15 protein-coding genes are annotated in these 16332 nt (G+C 72.7%); 7 read left to right on the top strand and 8 right to left on the bottom strand.

Annotation, left to right across the window (positions count from 1 at the left end; genetic code table 11):
- Positions 1–193 precede the first annotated feature (193 nt).
- Positions 194–2974, top strand: coding sequence for a penicillin acylase family protein (locus tag ACZ5NW_RS26895; RefSeq protein ID WP_468746492.1), 2781 nt, complete (start codon positions 194–196; stop codon positions 2972–2974).
- Between the two features lie 22 nt (positions 2975–2996).
- Here the strand turns inward: ACZ5NW_RS26895 and ACZ5NW_RS26890 are convergent, their stop codons facing one another.
- On the bottom strand, positions 2997–4310 hold the full coding sequence (locus ACZ5NW_RS26890; RefSeq protein WP_468746491.1) for a serine-threonine protein kinase: 1314 nt from the start codon (positions 4308–4310) through the stop codon (positions 2997–2999).
- A 162-nt stretch (positions 4311–4472) separates the two neighbouring features.
- Here ACZ5NW_RS26890 and ACZ5NW_RS26885 point away from each other — a divergent pair, with 162 nt between their 5' ends.
- From ACZ5NW_RS26885 to ACZ5NW_RS26875, 3 genes are read left to right on the top strand one after another with little or no spacing between them, the layout of a single operon-like run.
- Complete coding sequence (locus ACZ5NW_RS26885) at positions 4473–5234, top strand: SDR family oxidoreductase (protein WP_468746490.1); 762 nt, start codon at positions 4473–4475, stop codon at positions 5232–5234.
- Positions 5231–6898: a class I adenylate-forming enzyme family protein gene (locus tag ACZ5NW_RS26880; RefSeq protein WP_468746489.1), complete on the top strand. Its 1668-nt coding sequence runs from the start codon at positions 5231–5233 to the stop codon at positions 6896–6898. Before ACZ5NW_RS26885 ends, ACZ5NW_RS26880 begins: the two co-directional genes overlap by 4 nt.
- Before the next feature lie 28 nt (positions 6899–6926).
- Complete coding sequence (locus ACZ5NW_RS26875; RefSeq protein WP_468746488.1) at positions 6927–7520, top strand: TetR/AcrR family transcriptional regulator; 594 nt, start codon at positions 6927–6929, stop codon at positions 7518–7520.
- A gap of 16 nt (positions 7521–7536) precedes the next feature.
- Here the strand turns inward: ACZ5NW_RS26875 and ACZ5NW_RS26870 are convergent, their stop codons facing one another.
- From ACZ5NW_RS26870 to ACZ5NW_RS26845, 6 genes are all read right to left on the bottom strand, one after another.
- On the bottom strand, positions 7537–8754 hold the full coding sequence (locus ACZ5NW_RS26870; protein WP_468746487.1) for an acyl-CoA dehydrogenase family protein: 1218 nt from the start codon (positions 8752–8754) through the stop codon (positions 7537–7539).
- A 6-nt stretch (positions 8755–8760) separates the two neighbouring features.
- The gene (locus ACZ5NW_RS26865) at positions 8761–9786 is read right to left on the bottom strand and encodes a phosphotransferase family protein (RefSeq protein WP_468746486.1); all 1026 of its coding nucleotides are present in this window, start codon (positions 9784–9786) and stop codon (positions 8761–8763) included.
- Positions 9787–9922: 136 nt separating this feature from the next.
- Positions 9923–10246: a DUF202 domain-containing protein gene (locus ACZ5NW_RS26860; RefSeq protein ID WP_468746485.1), complete on the bottom strand. Its 324-nt coding sequence runs from the start codon at positions 10244–10246 to the stop codon at positions 9923–9925.
- Complete coding sequence (locus ACZ5NW_RS26855; protein ID WP_468746484.1) at positions 10243–10635, bottom strand: YidH family protein; 393 nt, start codon at positions 10633–10635, stop codon at positions 10243–10245. Before ACZ5NW_RS26855 ends, ACZ5NW_RS26860 begins: the two co-directional genes overlap by 4 nt.
- A 10-nt stretch (positions 10636–10645) precedes the next feature.
- On the bottom strand, positions 10646–11161 hold the full coding sequence (locus ACZ5NW_RS26850; protein ID WP_468746483.1) for an NUDIX hydrolase: 516 nt from the start codon (positions 11159–11161) through the stop codon (positions 10646–10648).
- 460 nt (positions 11162–11621) lie between these two features.
- Complete coding sequence (locus ACZ5NW_RS26845; RefSeq protein WP_468746482.1) at positions 11622–12515, bottom strand: DMT family transporter; 894 nt, start codon at positions 12513–12515, stop codon at positions 11622–11624.
- A 446-nt stretch (positions 12516–12961) separates the two neighbouring features.
- On the opposite strand from ACZ5NW_RS26845, the gene ACZ5NW_RS26840 reads away from it, so the two are divergent.
- The 3 genes from ACZ5NW_RS26840 to ACZ5NW_RS26830 all read left to right on the top strand — a co-directional run bounded on the left by ACZ5NW_RS26840 (position 12962) and on the right by ACZ5NW_RS26830 (position 15336).
- Positions 12962–13903 (top strand): hypothetical protein, encoded by a 942-nt coding sequence (locus ACZ5NW_RS26840; protein ID WP_468746481.1) that lies wholly within the window; start codon positions 12962–12964, stop codon positions 13901–13903.
- Positions 13904–14000: 97 nt separating this feature from the next.
- On the top strand, positions 14001–14726 hold the full coding sequence (locus ACZ5NW_RS26835; RefSeq protein ID WP_468746480.1) for a molybdopterin-dependent oxidoreductase: 726 nt from the start codon (positions 14001–14003) through the stop codon (positions 14724–14726).
- On the top strand, positions 14710–15336 hold the full coding sequence (locus tag ACZ5NW_RS26830; protein ID WP_468746479.1) for a cytochrome b/b6 domain-containing protein: 627 nt from the start codon (positions 14710–14712) through the stop codon (positions 15334–15336). The genes ACZ5NW_RS26835 and ACZ5NW_RS26830 overlap by 17 nt, the downstream gene beginning before the upstream one ends.
- Before the next feature lie 36 nt (positions 15337–15372).
- On the opposite strand, the gene ACZ5NW_RS26825 is transcribed toward ACZ5NW_RS26830, so the two are convergent.
- Positions 15373–16263 (bottom strand): NAD(P)-dependent oxidoreductase, encoded by an 891-nt coding sequence (locus tag ACZ5NW_RS26825; RefSeq protein ID WP_468746478.1) that lies wholly within the window; start codon positions 16261–16263, stop codon positions 15373–15375.
- Between the last annotated feature and the right edge of the window lie 69 nt (positions 16264–16332).

Below are 16332 nucleotides of genomic sequence, written 5' to 3'. Positions count from 1 at the left end.
CACTTCGGCGTCGTCGCACATCCTTCGCGCGGCGTCGACGAATAGACGTATCGACAGGCGATTCGGCTCCATCCGATCTCTCCGCGCTTCCGCCGGCCGTGGAGGCCGACTTCGAAAAGTGACGCATGTTCATCTTCAATCCCGGGGATACCGCCGGTAACCTTCCGGCCACCCCCGTCGCTAGGAGCTGACCATGCCTCGGCGAACTCCCCGTACCACACTCGACAGACTGAGAACTCCCGGCGCGTTCCCCGGGTTCCTGAAGACCGCGTCCATATGCGCGCTCATCGCCGGACTTCTGTCCCCGCTCTCCCAGGTCGGCGTCGCCCAGGCCGCGACCTCGAACGACTACTGCGGCGGCCAGTGTTCCGACATCCTCCCGCCCGGTGAGAACGGCAACGCCACCCTCGCGCAGGTCCTGCTCAACCAGGCCTTCGGCACCCAGCCCGACCACGCCGAGGACCAGCTCGGCCCCTACGCCAACCTGGCCAAGGGCTACCCCACCCTCACCAACGCCACCATCAACTCCTTCTTCAACGACGCCTCGTTCGGGGTCGCCTCCGATCAGGTCGCCTCCTCCGAGAAGCCCGCGGGCCGCTCCGACGTGACGATCGTCCGCGACAAGAAGACCGGCGTCCCGCACATCACCGGCACCACGCGGTACGGCACCGAGTTCGGCGCCGGCTACGCCGCGGCCGAGGACCGGCTGTGGCTGATGGACGTCTTCCGCCACGTCGGCCGCGGCCAGCTCACCTCCTTCGCCGGCGGCGCCGCCTCCAACCAGGGCCTGGAGCAGCAGTTCTGGCGCAACGCGCCCTACACCGAGGCCGATCTCCAGGCCCAGATCGACAACGCGGTCGCCGTCAACGGCGCCCGCGGCCAGCAGGCCCTCGCCGACGCCAACGCCTATCTGGCGGGCATCAACGCCTACATCGACGCCTCCGACAGCGGCCGCTACTTCCCCGGCGAGTACGTCCTCACCGGCCACAAGGACTCGATCACCAACGCCGGCACCATCGACCACTTCAAGATCACCGACATGGTGGCGCTCGGCTCGGTCATCGGCGCGCTCTTCGGCTCCGGGGGCGGCGGCGAGGTCAACAACGCGATCTCCCTGCTCGCCGCGCAGGAGAAGTACGGCGTGACACAGGGCACCGCGGTCTGGGAGTCCTTCCGCGAGCGCAATGACCCCGAGGCCGTCCTCACCGTCAACAGCGGCAGCTTCCCGTACGCCACCCGCCCCGCCGACCCGCAGGGCGAGGCACTGCCCGACGCCGGGTCGGTCGTCGAGGAACCCCTGGTCTACGACCGTACGGGCACCGGCGCCACCACGAGCGCGAGCAGGGCCTCCACCACGGCCGCCGCGACCGCCCTCAGCTCCGCCCGGCGCGGGATGTCCAACGCCCTCGTCGTCAGCGGCAAGCACACCGCGAGCGGCCATCCGGTCGCCGTCTTCGGCCCGCAGACCGGCTACTTCGCCCCGCAGCTGCTGATGCTCCAGGAGATCCAGGGCCCGGGCCTGAGCGCCCGCGGCGCCTCCTTCGCCGGCCTGAGCCTGTACGTCGAACTGGGCCGCGGCCAGGACTACTCGTGGAGCGCCACGACCTCCGGCCAGGACATCATCGACTCGTACGCCGTCGAACTCTGCCAGGACGACTACCACTACCTGTACCACGGCACCTGCACGGCCATGGACAAGGTCGAGCAGAAGAACGCCTGGAAGCCGACCACGGCCGACGGCACCGCGGCCGGCTCGTACACCATGCGCGTGTGGCGCACCAAGTACGGGCCCGTCACCCACCGCGCGACCGTCGGGGGCAAGAAGGTCGCCTACACCACCCTGCGCTCCTCCTACCTCCACGAGGCCGACTCGATCATCGGCTTCCAGATGCTCAACGACCCCGACTACGTCAAGGGCCCGGAGAGCTTCCAGAGCGCGGTGCAGCACATCAACTACACCTTCAACTGGTTCTACGCCGACTCCACGCACACCGCGTACTACAACAGCGGCGACAACCCGGTGCGCGCGAGCGGCGTCGACGCCGAGTTCCCGGTGTGGGCGCGGTCCGCGTACGACTGGCGCGGCTGGGACCCGGCGACCAACACGGCCTCCTACACGCCGGCTTCGGAGCACCCCAACTCCATCGACCAGGACTACTACATCTCCTGGAACAACAAGCAGGCCAAGGACTACACGACCGCGCCGTGGGGTGACGGGTCCGTGCACCGCGGCAATCTGCTGGAGGACCGGGTCAAGAAGCTGGTCGCGGCGGGCGGGGTGACCCGCGCGTCGCTCGCCGGGGCGATGGGCGAGGCGGCGCTGGTCGATCTGCGCGCCGAGGACGTCGTACCGGACCTGCTGAAGGTGATCAACAGCTCGACGGTCACCGACACCACGGCGGCGGCCGCCGTGACCAAGCTCCAGACCTGGCTCTCGGCGGGCGGCAGGCGCACCGAGACCTCCGCCGGATCGAAGAAGTACGCCGACGCCGACGCGATCCGCATCCTGGACGCCTGGTGGCCGCTGCTGGTGAAGGCCGAGTTCGAACCGGGCCTCGGCAGCGGTCTCTACACCGCCTTCACCGCCAACCTGCCGATCGACGAGGCCCCGTCGGCCGGCCACGGCCCCACCGGTTCCCACGCCGGCAGTTCCTTCCAGTACGGCTGGTGGAGCTATGTCGACAAGGACATCCGGGCCGTGCTCGGCCAGAACGTCCAGGGGCCGCTCGCCCAGAAGTACTGCGGCGGCGGCAGCCTCAGCGCCTGCCGGGACGCCCTGATCAGCACCCTGAAGACCGCGGCCGGCAAGACCGCCGCCCAGGTCTACCCGGGTGACGACCAGTGCTCGGCGGGCGACCAGTGGTGCGCCGACGCGATCGTCCAGCGCACCCTGGGCGGCATCAAGCACGGCAAGATCAGCTGGCAGAACCGCCCGACCTTCCAGCAGGTGGTGGAGTACACCTCGCACCGGTGAGACCCCCGCGGCGGGCCGGAGTTCAGTGGATCCGGCCCGCCGCCAGAACCACCCGCGCCAGCTCCGGGTGCACGATGTCGCTGTGCGCCCCGGCGGGCGGCCCTCCGCGCCGGACCACCTGCGCGGCATCGACGTTCACACACCCCGACGCCGGCAGGGGGCCGGCCAGCGCCTCGGCGAGGGTCAGCGCGCGGGTGCCCGGCACCGCCTGCACCCCGTCGAAGCCCAGCGCCCCCCACTTGGCGCCCAGCAGCTGCCCCAGCCCGAACTCCGCGACGGCGCCCTGCGCGTCCCCCGCCATCTTCGAGGCCAGCGGATACATGGTCCCCAGCGCCGCGTCGTGCTGCGAGTGGCAGCACACCAGAGGGCCGTCGACCCGGTTCTGCTGGCCGTGCAGCATGCCGCCGGCGCGGGCGTCGTGCGGCAGCCGGGCGGCGAACGCGTAGTGGGAGAAGGCCCCTTGCAGGAGCGTCACCGACTTCACCGCGCGTACGCCCTCCGGCAGTCCCCGCAGCGCGAACGACACCAGCCGGGCGCCGAAGCTGTGCCCGACCAGATGCACCCGCACCCCGGGCGACTGCCGCGCCAGCCCGCCGATCGCCGGCCCCAGCCCCCGCTCGCCGACCGTGCCGGCCCGGCGCTTCATCGCGTAGTACGTCGCCTGCCGCAGGAGTTCCTTCCCGCCGTCCCACGGGTCGGGCAGGCTGAACGTCTCGGCCCCCTCCGGCGTGTGCAGCCCCGCCAGCGCCGCCGCGAACTCCTCGCAGGCCGCCTCGGTCCGCGTGAACATCTCCGGCTCGTCCTGCGGCACCCCCTCGGCGAGGGTGTCGGCCGCGAACTGGGCCTGCGGGCCCGGCGGTACGACGTCCACGAGCAACTGCACCAGACGGCCGAACTCCTCCAACTCACCGTCCACCGGCCGCTGTTCCAGCATCCTGGCGATCTGCTCCACGATCGTCGCCCGGCCGGGGAAGGCCTCCAGCAGGGCGTGCCGGGTGTCCTTGTCGAGGGCCGGCGGGCGGGCCTCCAGGACGGCCACGGAGCGCGGGAAGTCGGGGATCGGCTCGTCGGCGAAGCGCATGGACGGCCAGAGCACGCCCGCGTACCCGAGGCTCGCGTGCGGCGCGAGCGGGGGAAACTGGGCGAAGAAGCGGCTGTAGAGACGGGTGGCGGTCGAGCGGTCGTTGTTCCAGCCGTGGGCGAAGACGATCAGGTCCCGCACGCCCGTCGAGGTGATCCCGGCCAGGAGCCGGTCGCGTTGGCGGCGGTCCACGTCGCCGTCCGCGTCGAAGGTCAGCTCCCAGTAGGGAGTCACGCTCATTGCCGGATCAGCCATGACAGGCCTCCTCGCCCCCGAGTGGTGCGCGATCTGCGGCGCATCGTCCTGCTAACAGGGGGAAATGGCCATACGTCACGGCTCGGGAAGTCACTCTTCCCAGCGACATACCGACTGGTTAGTCTGGCCAGCCAGAGCCGTGTCGTGTCGAAGGAGACCGAGGTGGAAGCCGTGCAGGGTGCTGGAGTGGTCGTCACGGGAGCCGGAGGCGGTATCGGAGCCGCGCTCGCCCGGCGGTTCGCCGCCGAGGGAGCCCGCGTCGTCGTCAATGACCTCGACCCCGACAGGGCCGCGGCCGTCGCCGACGAGATCGGCGGCATAGCCGTCCCCGGCGACGCCTCCCTCGTCGTCGACGCCGCCCGCGACGCCCTCGGCGGCACCATCGACGTCTACTGCGCCAACGCCGGGGTCGGCTCCGGCGGTTCCGAGGCCGCCGACGAGAGCGTCTGGGCGCTGGCCTGGGACGTCAACGTCATGGCCCACGTCCGCGCCGCCCACGTCCTGGTGCCCGAATGGCTGGAGCGGGGCAGTGGACGCTTCGTGTCCACCGTCTCCGCGGCCGGACTGCTCACCATGATCGGCGCCGCCCCCTACAGCGTCACCAAGCACGGCGCCTACGCCTTCGCCGAGTGGCTGTCGCTGACGTACCGGCACCGCGGGATCAAGGTGCACGCGATCTGTCCGCAGGGCGTGCGCACCGACATGCTGGAGGCCAGCGGCAGCGCGGGCGACCTGGTGCTCAGGCCGACCGCGATCGAGCCCGACGACGTGGCGCAGGCCCTGTTCGAGGGCATCGCCAAGGACCGCTTCCTGATCCTGCCGCACCCCGAGGCCGCCGCGTACTACCAGGCCCGGGCCGCCGACCCCGACCGCTGGCTGACCAGCATGAACCACCTCCAGCAGAAGTGGGAGGCCACCGAGTGACCGCCTCCCGGTACGAAGCCCGCCCCTGGCTGGCCCTCCTCGACGACGCCCAGCGCGGCCCGGTCCACCCCCTCGACTCCCTGGTGCACTCGCTGCGCCGGTCCGTCGCCGAGGCGCCCGAGCGGACCTTCCTCGCCTACTTCGACGGACGGCTGACCTACCGCGAGGTGGACGAGCTCAGCGACTCCGTGGCCGGTCATCTGGCCGCACGCGGCCTGGAGCGCGGCGACCGGGTGGCCGTCCTGCTGCAGAACTCCCCGCTGTTCGTCATCGCGCTGCTGGGCGCCTGGAAGGCGGGCGCGATCGTGGTGCCCGTCAACCCGATGTACAAGTCGGGGGAGGTCGGCCACGTCCTGCGGGACGGTGAGGTGGCCGCGCTGATCTGCTCCGACCGGGCCTGGGCGGAGTATCTGCGCGAGACGGCCGCCGACTCGCCCGTGCGGATCGTGCTCACCGGCTGTGAGCGGGACTTCCAGACGCGCGACGACGCGCGCGTGCTCGCCTTCGAGCGGCTGCCGCCGGCCGAGGACGCCGACGACCTCGTCGCCGTGGCCCGCGCCGGCCACCGGGCGCCCGAGGGGCGCGACCTCGCGCCCGCCGACATCGCGCTGATCAGCTACACCTCCGGCACCAGCGGCACCCCCAAGGGCGCCACCAACACGCACGGCAACATCATGGCCAACGTCGAGCGGCAGTGCACCGGACTGCCCCTGCCCGACGCCCCGGTCTACTACGCCCTCGCGCCGCTGTTCCACATCACCGGCATGGTCTGCCAGTTCGGCGCCTGTCTGAACGCCGCGGGGACGCTGGTGCTGACGTACCGCTTCGAGGCGGGCGTCGTCCTGGAGGCCTTCGCCGAGCACCGGCCGCACTACACCGTCGGCCCGTCCACCGCCTTCATGGCCCTCGCCGCCCACCCGGCCGCCACCCCGGACCACTTCGCCTCCTTCGTGAACATCTCCTCGGGCGGCGCGCCGGTGCCGCCGGCCCTGGTGGAGAAGTTCCGGGCGGGCTTCGGGCCGTACATCCGCAACGGCTACGGGCTCACCGAGTGCACCGCGCCCTGCGCCTCCGTGCCGCCCCAGCTGGAGGCGCCCGTCGACCCCGCCTCCGGGACGCTCGCGGTGGGCGTGCCGGGCCCCGACACGGTCGTACGCATCGTCGACGACCTGGGCGAGGAGGTGCCCTTCGGCGAGCAGGGCGAGATCGTCGTGCGCGGGCCGCAGGTCGTGCCCGGGTACTGGCGGCGGCCCGACGCCACCGCCGAGACCTTCCCGGGCGGCGAGCTGCGCACCGGCGACATCGGGTTCATGGACGAGCGGGGCTGGCTCTACGTCGTCGACCGCAAGAAGGACATGATCAACGCCTCGGGCTTCAAGGTGTGGCCGCGCGAGGTCGAGGACGTGCTCTACACCCATCCGGCGGTGCGCGAGGCGGCCGTCGTCGGGGTGCCCGACGGGTACCGCGGGGAGACCGTCAAGGCGTACATCAGCCTGCGGCCGGGCGCCGAGACGGACCCCGCCGCGCTGGCCGCCTACTGCAAGGAGAGACTGGCGGCCTACAAATATCCGCGCCAGGTGGAGATACTGCCCGACTTGCCCAAAACGGCGAGTGGGAAGATCCTCCGTCGGGAACTGCGTTCCCGTGCGGGCGACAGCAAGTAAGGACCGAGGAAGAAGGCAGGTGGCGGCAGTGCCCAGGACGACGGACGGCGCGGGGGCCCCCGTTCCGCAACGGCTTCTCGCCGCTGCCACCCGGCTCTTCGCCGAGCAGGGCTACGACCGCACCTCGGTGCAGGAGATCGTCGAGGCGGCCGGCGTCACCAAAGGGGCGCTCTACCACTACTTCGGCTCCAAGGACGACCTCCTGCACGAGGTGTACGCGCGCGTGCTGCGCGTCCAGCAGGAGCGCCTGGACGCCTTCGCGAACGCCGACGAGCCGATCGAGAAGCGGCTGCGGGACGCGGCGGCGGACGTCGTCGTCACGACCATCGAGAACCTCGACGACGCGTCGATCTTCTTCCGCTCGATGCACCATCTGAGCCCCGAGAAGAACAAGCAGGTCCGCGCCGAGCGCCGGCGCTACCACGAGCGCTTCCGCGCGCTGATCGAGGAGGGTCAGGACGCGGGCGTCTTCTCCACGGCGACCCCCGCCGACCTGGTGGTGGACTACCACTTCGGTTCCGTGCACCACCTGTCGACCTGGTACCGCCCCGACGGCCCGCTCGGCCCGCAGGAGGTCGCCGACCATCTGGCCGACCTGCTCCTGCGGGCCCTGCGGCCCTGAGGCGGGCACCGCCCCGCTACGCCAGGTACTTCTTCAGCTCCCGCCGGGCCAGCGACCGCTGGTGGACCTCGTCCGGGCCGTCGGCGATCATCAACGTGCGCGCCCCGGCGTAGAGTTCGGCCAGCGGGAAGTCCTGGCTGACGCCGCCCGCGCCGTGCAGCTGGATCGCCCGGTCGATGATGTCGACGACCGCGCGGGGCGTGGCGATCTTGATGGCCTGGATCTCGGTGTGGGCGCCCCGGTTGCCGACGGTGTCCATCAGCCAGGCCGTCTTCAGCACCAGCAGCCGCAGCTGCTCGACCGTCACGCGCGCGTCCGCGATCCAGTTGTGCACCACGCCCTGCTGGGCCAGCGCCTTGCCGAAGGCCGTACGGGACACCGCCCGCCGGCACATCAGCTCGATCGCCCGCTCGGCCATGCCGATCAGCCGCATGCAGTGGTGGATACGGCCGGGGCCCAGGCGGGCCTGGGCGATGGCGAAGCCGCCGCCCTCCTCGCCGATCAGGTTCGACACCGGCACGCGCGCGTCGTCGAAGATCACCTCGGCGTGGCCGCCGTGGTAGTGGTCCTCGTAGCCGAAGACCCGCATGGCGCGCTTCACGGTGACGCCCGGGGTGTCGCGCGGGACCAGGACCATGGACTGCTGGCGGCGGATGTCGGCGCCGTCCGGATCTGTCTTGCCCATCACGATGAAGATCGCGCAGTCCGGGTTCATCGCCCCGGAGATGTACCACTTCCGCCCGGTGATGACGTACTCGTCACCCTCCCGCCGGATGTGCGTGGTGATGTTGGTGGCGTCCGAGGAGGCCACGTCCGGCTCGGTCATCGCGAACGCCGAGCGGATCTCGCCGGCGAGCAGCGGCTCCAGCCACTGCTTCTTCTGCCGCTCGTCGGCGAACTGGGCCAGCACCTCCATGTTCCCGGTGTCCGGTGCCGCGCAGTTCAGCGCCGTGGGCGCGAGCTGCGGGGAGCGGCCGGTGATCTCGGCCAGCGGCGCGTACTGGAGGTTGGTCAGCCCGGCACCGTACTCGGCGTCGGGCAGGAAGAGGTTCCACAGGCCCTGCCGGCGCGCCTCGGCCTTCAGTTCCTCGACCACCGCCGGGGTGTCCCACGGCGAGGCCAGCGCGGCGCGCTGCTCCTCCGCGACGGCCTCGGCGGGGTAGACGTACTCGTCCATGAAGGCGAGCAGTTTGGCGCGCAGTTCCTCGGTGCGCGCGTCGAACGCGAAATCCATGGCCGGTCAGCCTTCCTGAAGAGTCGTCAGTCCGTGTTCGATGAAGACCGGGACGAGTTCGCCGATGCGGTCGAAGCCGCGGCCGACCGTCTGACCCAGCGTGTACCGGTAGTGGATGCCCTCCAGGATCACGGCGAGCTTGAACCACGCGAACGCCGTGTACCAGGAGACGGCCGACACGTCCCGCCCCGAGCGCGCGGCGTACCGCTCGATCAGCTCGGCCGGTTCCGGGTGCCCGGGCGCCTCGGCGGTGGTGGAGACGGGGGAGTCGGGCATGCCCAGCGGCATGCTGTACATCACCAGCAGGCCCAGGTCGGTCAGCGGATCGCCGAGCGTCGACATCTCCCAGTCGAGGATCGCCTTGATCCGGTCGTCGGCGCCGATCAGGACGTTGTCCAGCCGGTAGTCGCCGTGGATCACCGTGGGCGCGGGGGAGACGGGGAGCCGCCGGCCGAGCGTCGCGTGCAGCTCGTCGATGCCGGCCAGCTCGCGGTTGCGGGAGGCGTCCAGCTGCTTGCCCCAGCGGCGCAGCTGCCGGTCCAGGAAGCCCTCGGGGCGGCCGAAGTCGCCGAGGCCCACCTCGGCGGGGTCGACGGCGTGCAGCTGGACCAGCGTGTCGACGAGCGACAGCACGGCGTCGCGGGTGCGCTCGGGGCCCAGCGGGGCGAGCTGGCCGGCCGTGCGGTACGGGGTGCCCTCGACGAACTCCATGACGTAGAACGGGGCGCCCAGCACCTCCTCGTCCTCGCACAGCAGGACCGGCGTCGGCACCGGCACGTCCGTCGCGTGCAGGGCGCTGATCACGCGGTGCTCGCGCTTCATGTCGTGCGCGGTGGCCAGCACGTGCCCGAGCGGGGGCCGTCGTACGACCCACTTCGAGGTGCCGTCGGAGACCGCGTACGTGAGGTTGGACCGTCCGCCCTCGATCAGCCGGCCGGTGAGGGGACCGCGCACCAGGCCGGGCCGCTCGCGCTCCAGCAGCGCGCGCAGCCGGTCGAGGTCGAGTCCGGGCGGGTGGTCGTCGGGGCTCATGCGTCGCTCCTACGGACGGGTGAACGGGTCCCGACTCATGATGCCGACCGGTCGGTATGTCGTCCAGTGGGCGGGGCCAACGTGATCGGGGCCACGATAGGCCGACCGCTCCCGCCGCAGAAGCACGCGGCGGGTCTCACAGGACGAGCGCCGCCGCGCACACCGCCATCGCCACCGTGCACAGGACCGCCGCGGTGGCGTGCCGGGCGGGAAGCGCGGCCGGGCGCGGAGTCGCCGCGAGAGCGCGGATACGGTGGTGCGCCACCGCGAGGAACCCGAGCCACAGCGCGCCGCACAGCCCGCACACCACCATCCCCGGGGCCGACGGCCCGCCGTGCAGCGCCGTCTTCACGGCGAACACGGCGGCCACGGTGCTCGTCAGCGTCGTACGGCGCCAGGCGAGCCGGGTGCGCTCCGGCTGCAGCCCGGGATCCCGGTCGCGCGCCCCGCGCCCGCTCATCCCTCCCACCCGACGAGCACGACGACCACCATCACCAGGGCCACCACCGCCACCACCACACTCAGCAGCGCCGGGAACCGCGACGGGGGCAGATCCTCGCCCCGCCGCATCGCCCGCTCACAGCGCACCCAGTGGTTCACCGCGCGCAGCGAGCACAGCACGCCGGCGGCGAGCAGCGCGAGCGCCAGCCCGACCCGCCAGCCCCAGCGCAGGTCCGGCAGGAACTGATCCACCGCGAAACCCCCGCCGATCAGCGCGAGGGCCGTGCGCAGCCAGGCCAGGAAGGTGCGCTCGTTGGCCAGCGAGAAGCGGTAGTCCGGCGTGCTGCCCTCCTGCCGCACCTGCTCCGGCGCGAACCACAGCCGGACGTTCCGCACGAAGTCGATCACGCCGAGGACCCTACCCGGCCGCCCGGAAGCGCCTGAGCCGCTCGTACGCCGCCAGGCCGTCCGGCACCCACTCCCACTCGGGCAGGCGCCGTACGACCTCTCCCTCCGGCAGGAAGTCGTGCCAGGCCACCTCCTCCACCTGGGGGCGGACGGGCAGCTCGCAGCGGACCTCGTAGACGGCCGACCACCAGCTGGCGCCGGACGCGTCCTCGTAGAGGAACTTGAAGAGGAACGTGGGCCTCGGCAGCCCGCTCACGCCGAGCTCCTCCTCGGCCTCGCGCAGGGCCGCGTCGTCGTAGGACTCGCCGGCGCCGACGACTCCGCCGACGAACATGTCGTGCAGGGAGGGGAAGACGAGCTTGGTCGCGGTGCGCCGGTGGACGAAGATCCGGTCCTGGGCGTCGCGCGCCTCGATGAAGACACAGCGATGACGCAGCCGCTCCGCGTACACCCGCCCCCGCGGAAGCCGGTCGACGACCCGGTCCTGCTCGTCGACGATGTCGAGGATCTCGTCAGCTGCGCTCATACACCCCATCCAAGCAGGAGGACACGACGGGCGTCAGTCGGGCTCAGGTGGGGGGCTGGTGCGGCGGCCTCGCGCGATGCGGCTGAGGGGGGCTCGCGTGATGGGGCTGGGGTGGGGCTGTGCTCAATGGGGCTGAGGCCGGGCCCGCGCGCGATGCGGCTGGAGCGGGGGCTTGTGCTCGACGGGGCTGATCCGGGCCCTCGCTCTGTGCGGCTGAGGCCGGGTCCGCGCGCGGTGCGGCTGGTGCGGGGGCTTGTGCTCGACGGGGCTGATCCGGGCCGTCGCTCTGTGCGGCTGAGGCCGGGGCCGCGCGCGGTGGGGCTGAAGGGGGGGCTTGTGCTCGGCGGGGCTGATCCGGGCCCTCGCTCGATGCGGCCGAGGGCTGGCCCTCGTCTCGATGCGGCTGACGCCGGGGTCTTGCTCGACTCCGTGCCTCATGTGGCGGAAAGCCGGTCTTGGCTCAGTTCGGCTGGAGGCGGGGCACTCGCTCCTGGGGGGCCGCGCCCCTCGGCATTGCCGGGTGCAGGCCGAGCAGGACGATGCCGGCGACGATCGCCGCGAGGCCGGCCGCCTCCCAGGCCAGTGCCCCGGTGTCGGTGCGCAGGCGGTCGCCGAGGAAGCCCACGCCGCAGGCGATGCCGGCGAGCGGCTGGGCGGCGGTCAGCGCGGGCAGGGACATCCGCAGCGGCGCCGTCTCGAAGGCGCTCTGCACCAGGACCAGTCCGGTCACCCCGAGCGCCAGCACGGCGTACGGCTGCCACCCGGTGAGCAGCTCCAGCAGGCCGCCCGTGGAGAAGCGCTCCCCGCTGACCCGGGTCAGGGCGTCCTGCACGCCGTAGAGCAGTCCGGCGGCCAGGGCCAGCAGCACCGGGCCCGAGCTGAGCCGCGAGCGCTTGGCGTAGGTGGTGAGCAGGAGCGCCAGGCCGATCATCGCGCCGATGATCACCCAGTGCCGCAGCGGATCGGTGACGGCGTCGCCGCCGCGCGGCTGGCCCGCCATGATGAAGGCGGTCACCCCGCCCGCGAGCAGCGCCAGACCCGCCCAGCCCTGGCGGCCCAGGGTCTGCTTGGTCCGGCGGCGGGAGAGTGCGAGGGCGAACAGCAGGTTCGTCGCCAGCAGTGGCTCCACCAGGGACACCTCGCCCTGGCCGAGCGCGACCGCGCCCAGCGCCATGCCGACCACCATGAGGCCGATGCCGCCGAGCCAGTGCGGGATGCGCATCAGGTCGAGCAGCAGCCGCGGGGAGAGGAAGTCGCCCAGGGGCGCCTTCTGCGCGGCGGCCTGCTGGAGGACGAACCCGAAACCCAGACAGCACGCGGCACTCACGGCGAGAATCAGAACCAGAACCGACACGCTGCGTACCTCGATCATTCGGCCGGGCCACGGGTGCGTAATGGCTGACTGTAGCGCCCCCGCGCCCTCGATGCCCGTGGGAGTACCCAGAAGGGCACTCCTCAGCCATGGTGTGCGGCCGACCCCGCGAAGTCCATGGCGTACGCCACATCGGAGCCGCCGATTCCGCGCCCTCCCCGGGCCGACCTGGGCCGGAGAGGAATCAAGTTTCCTCCGCCGCACGGCACTTGCCGGGTGACATGGTCCAGGGCGCTTGACGCCGAGTGTTGGCTGCGGGTTTGCTGTGCGTGATCGGTCGATCGCGCGCCGACACCGACTTCTGTCATGTCCCCGCGCCCTTCCCCGCCGATGTCCCCCTGTGCCCTGCCCCCGCCACCTCCCCATGTGCCCTGTCCCCTGCCACGTCCTCGCGTCGTGTCCTTCCAGCAGGATGAGGAAGTCCCGCGGTGCCTCCACCCCCGTTCACCCCCGAGTTAGTCGCCGGCGATCCGGACGACGCCCTCGACGACACCGAACTCCGCGCCGCCCGGGCCGCGTTGGCCCAGGGCCGCTGGCAGGTCGCCCGCACCCTGCTCGCCCGCACCGGTGACGACTGGGACCGCCGCGGCCATCGGATCACCGTCCTCGCCGCAGGCCCCCACGCCGTACCCTGGGCCCGCGCATGGCAGCTCGCCGACCCCGGCAGCGCCGACGCCGCCACCCTCCTCGCCCTCGCTCTGGTCCGCCGCGCCTCGCGCGGCCACGAGGAACCAGGCAGGGCCCGCGCCGCCTGCCGCGCCGCCGCAGCGCTCGCCCCCGCCGACCCCACCCCCTGGCTCGGCCTGCTCCTGCTGGAGCCCGACGGCGGCCCGGCCGCGATCCGGCTCTTCGAGGAGATCCGCGCCCGTTGCCGCGACCACCACCAGGCCCACCACCTGATGGTCGCCCGGCTCGCCGAGCGCCGCGCCGCCACCGGCGCGGACCCGCTGCACGAGGTCTACGACTTCGCCGCCTGGGCCGCCGAGAACGCCCCCGCCGACTCCCCGCTCGCCATCCTGCCGGTGGTCGCCCACGCCGAGCGCTACCGCGTCCTGGCCGCCCACGGCTTCGCGCCCGCCGACCCCGCCGCCTCCGGCCACTGGTCCGACGGGCGGTCCCGGGAGGTGATGAAGGCCGCCTTCGACTGGTGGCTGGAGTGGGAGCACGACGGCCACCCGCGCCGCCTGCTCGACCTGAACTTCCTCGCCCACGCCAAGGTCTGCGAGGGGCGGGGCGCCGAGGCCGCCGCCCTCTTCCAGCGCATCGGCGACCACGCCACCGCCGCCCCCTGGTCGTACCCCGACCGCGACCCGGGCACCGCCTTCCGGGAGGCCAGGGCCGCAATCCTGGGCGGCGGCCGCACACGGTGACCGCGGACGCGGCCACGGACACGGCGAAGGTGACGGAAGTCTGACGGATCACCGGGGTCCCTGGCTTCGCGCACCCCCTCGGTGCTCGAATGGACACGTGAACCCCGAACCACCTCAGGAGCGCGGCACCCCCGTCGGCCGCCGCGTCTTCCTGGGCACCCTCGGCCTGGGCGCCCTCGGCGTGCTCACCGCGCCCACGCTGCAACGCGGCATGGAGGCCTTCCTCGGCAACGCCGCCGGCAAGGACCCCACCGGCCTGACCGGACTGCTCCCCAACGGCGGCGGCTTCCGCTACTACTCCGTGGCCTCCTCCGTCCCGCACAAGGACGCCTCGACCTACCGCCTCACCGTCGACGGCCTCGTCGACCACCCCCGCCAGTACACCCTCGCCGATCTCCGGGCCCTGCCGCAGACGCGGCTGGTCAGGGACGTCCAGTGCGTCACCGGCTGGCGGGTCCCCGGCACGCCCTTCGAGGGGGTGCGGCTGTCCACGCTGCTCGACGCGGCCGGCGTGCGGGCGAAGGCGGGCGCGATCCGCTTCACCTGCTTCGACGGCACCTACAGCGAGAGCCTCACCCTCACCCAGGCCCGCCGCGCCGACGTCCTCGTCGCCCTGCGCATGCAGGACAAGGACCTGGGCCACGACCACGGCGGCCCCGTCCGCCTCTACGTGGCGCCCATGTACTTCTACAAGTCCGCCAAGTGGCTCTCCGGCATCACCGTCACCGAGGACGTGCGGCCCGGCTACTGGGAGGACCGCGGCTACGACGTCGACGCCTGGGTGGGCCGGTCGAACGGGCGGGACGATGACCCTACGAGCTGACCCGGCCCCGGCGGCCGAGACCCGGGTCCGGCGGTTCGGCCGCGCGCCGCGCTGGGTCCACCGCACCACCGCGCTCCTCATGGGCGTGTGCGTGGTGACGGCCGCCGTGCTCTACATCCCCGAGTTCGCCCAGCTCGTCGGCCGCCGTGAGCTGGTCGTCCGCGTCCACGAGTGGGCCGGGCTCGCCCTGCCGGTGCCCGCGCTGACCGGCCTCGCCTTCCGTGCCTTCCGCGCCGACCTCGGCCACCTCAACCGCTTCGGCCCGCACGACCGGATCTGGCTGCGGGCGGCCCTGCGCCGGGACAAGCGGCGCGAGGCCCGGCCGGCCGGCAAGTTCAACGCGGGCCAGAAGATCTACGCGTCCTGGATCGCCGGGGCGACGCTGGTGATGCTCGGCACCGGGCTGCTGATGTGGTTCACCCATCTCACCCCGATCAGATGGCGCACCAGCGCGACGTTCGTCCACGACTGGCTGGCCCTGACCGTCGGCATCGTCCTCGCCGGCCACATCGGCATGGCCCTGGGCGACCCGGAGGCCCGCCGGGGAATGCGGACGGGCTGGGTGAGCCAGGCCTGGGCGGACCGCGAGCACCCCCTGTGGCGCCGCTGAGAACCAGGCTCCGGGGGCCCGTCCCACCGGCCTCCCTCACACCCCCCGGTGTTCGCTCAAAACCCTGGCGAGGCGGGCCAGGCCCTCCGTGCCGTGGCCGTGGGCCACCGCGCGGTCCGCCGTGCGCCGCGCCGCGGCGAGGGCGCCCGTGTCGAGGCCGTGGGCGGCGGCCGCCTCGACGAGGTGGCCGAGGGTCGTCGCCGCGGAGGCGATCGTCGAGCGCTCGCCCGGGAAGTCGTCCGCCGCCAGCTGATCCGCGAACCGTGTGACCATCTCCGGCAGCAGCCCGCCGATGCCCACGGCGTACGGGGCGAGGTCGCCCGGCGCGATCCCTTCCGCCTCGGCGAGGGCGAAGGCGTGCGTGACACCGTGCACCGCGACGGCGAACAGGTCGAGCAGCGCGACCTCGTACGCGGCCGCCCGCCCGGGATCCTCGCCCAGATGGACCGCCGTGCCGCCGAGCGCGCCCATCGTCTCCCGCACCGCCTCGTACGCGGCGCGCTCCCCGCCGTACAGCACGGCGGCCGCCGGTGTCCCGATGGCGTCGGTCGGGGTGAGGATCGCGCCGTTCAGCAGGCGGACGCCCCGCCCGGTCGCCCAGTCGGCGAGCGCGCGGGCCCGGGCCGGTCCGCCGCTGGTGAGGTTGACCAGGACCCGGCCCGGCCAGTCGGCGTCCGCGGAGTCGAGAACGGCGCGTACGGCGTCGTAGTCCCGCAGGCAGACGACGACCACCCGCCCGTTCTCCACGGCCCGCGCGACCGAGCCGGCCACGACGGCGCCCCGGCCGGGGAGGTCGCCGGTCCGGCCCGGGGTGCGGTTCCACACGGTCACCGGATGGCCGGCGGTCAGGAAGGCGGAGGCGAGGGCGTGGCCCATCGGGCCGAGGCCGAGGACGGAAACGGGGGTGCGCGCGGCGGAGATCGTCATACGGTGATGCTCGACCCTCACGTCGACGTGAGAGTCAAGTCCCCGCCGCGCCGGGCCACATGAGGAGGC

The organism is Streptomyces sp. NPDC032126 (genome assembly GCF_055580085.1).
Note: the sequence above shows the minus strand (reverse complement) of the source record. Positions and strands in the feature narration are given on the sequence as shown.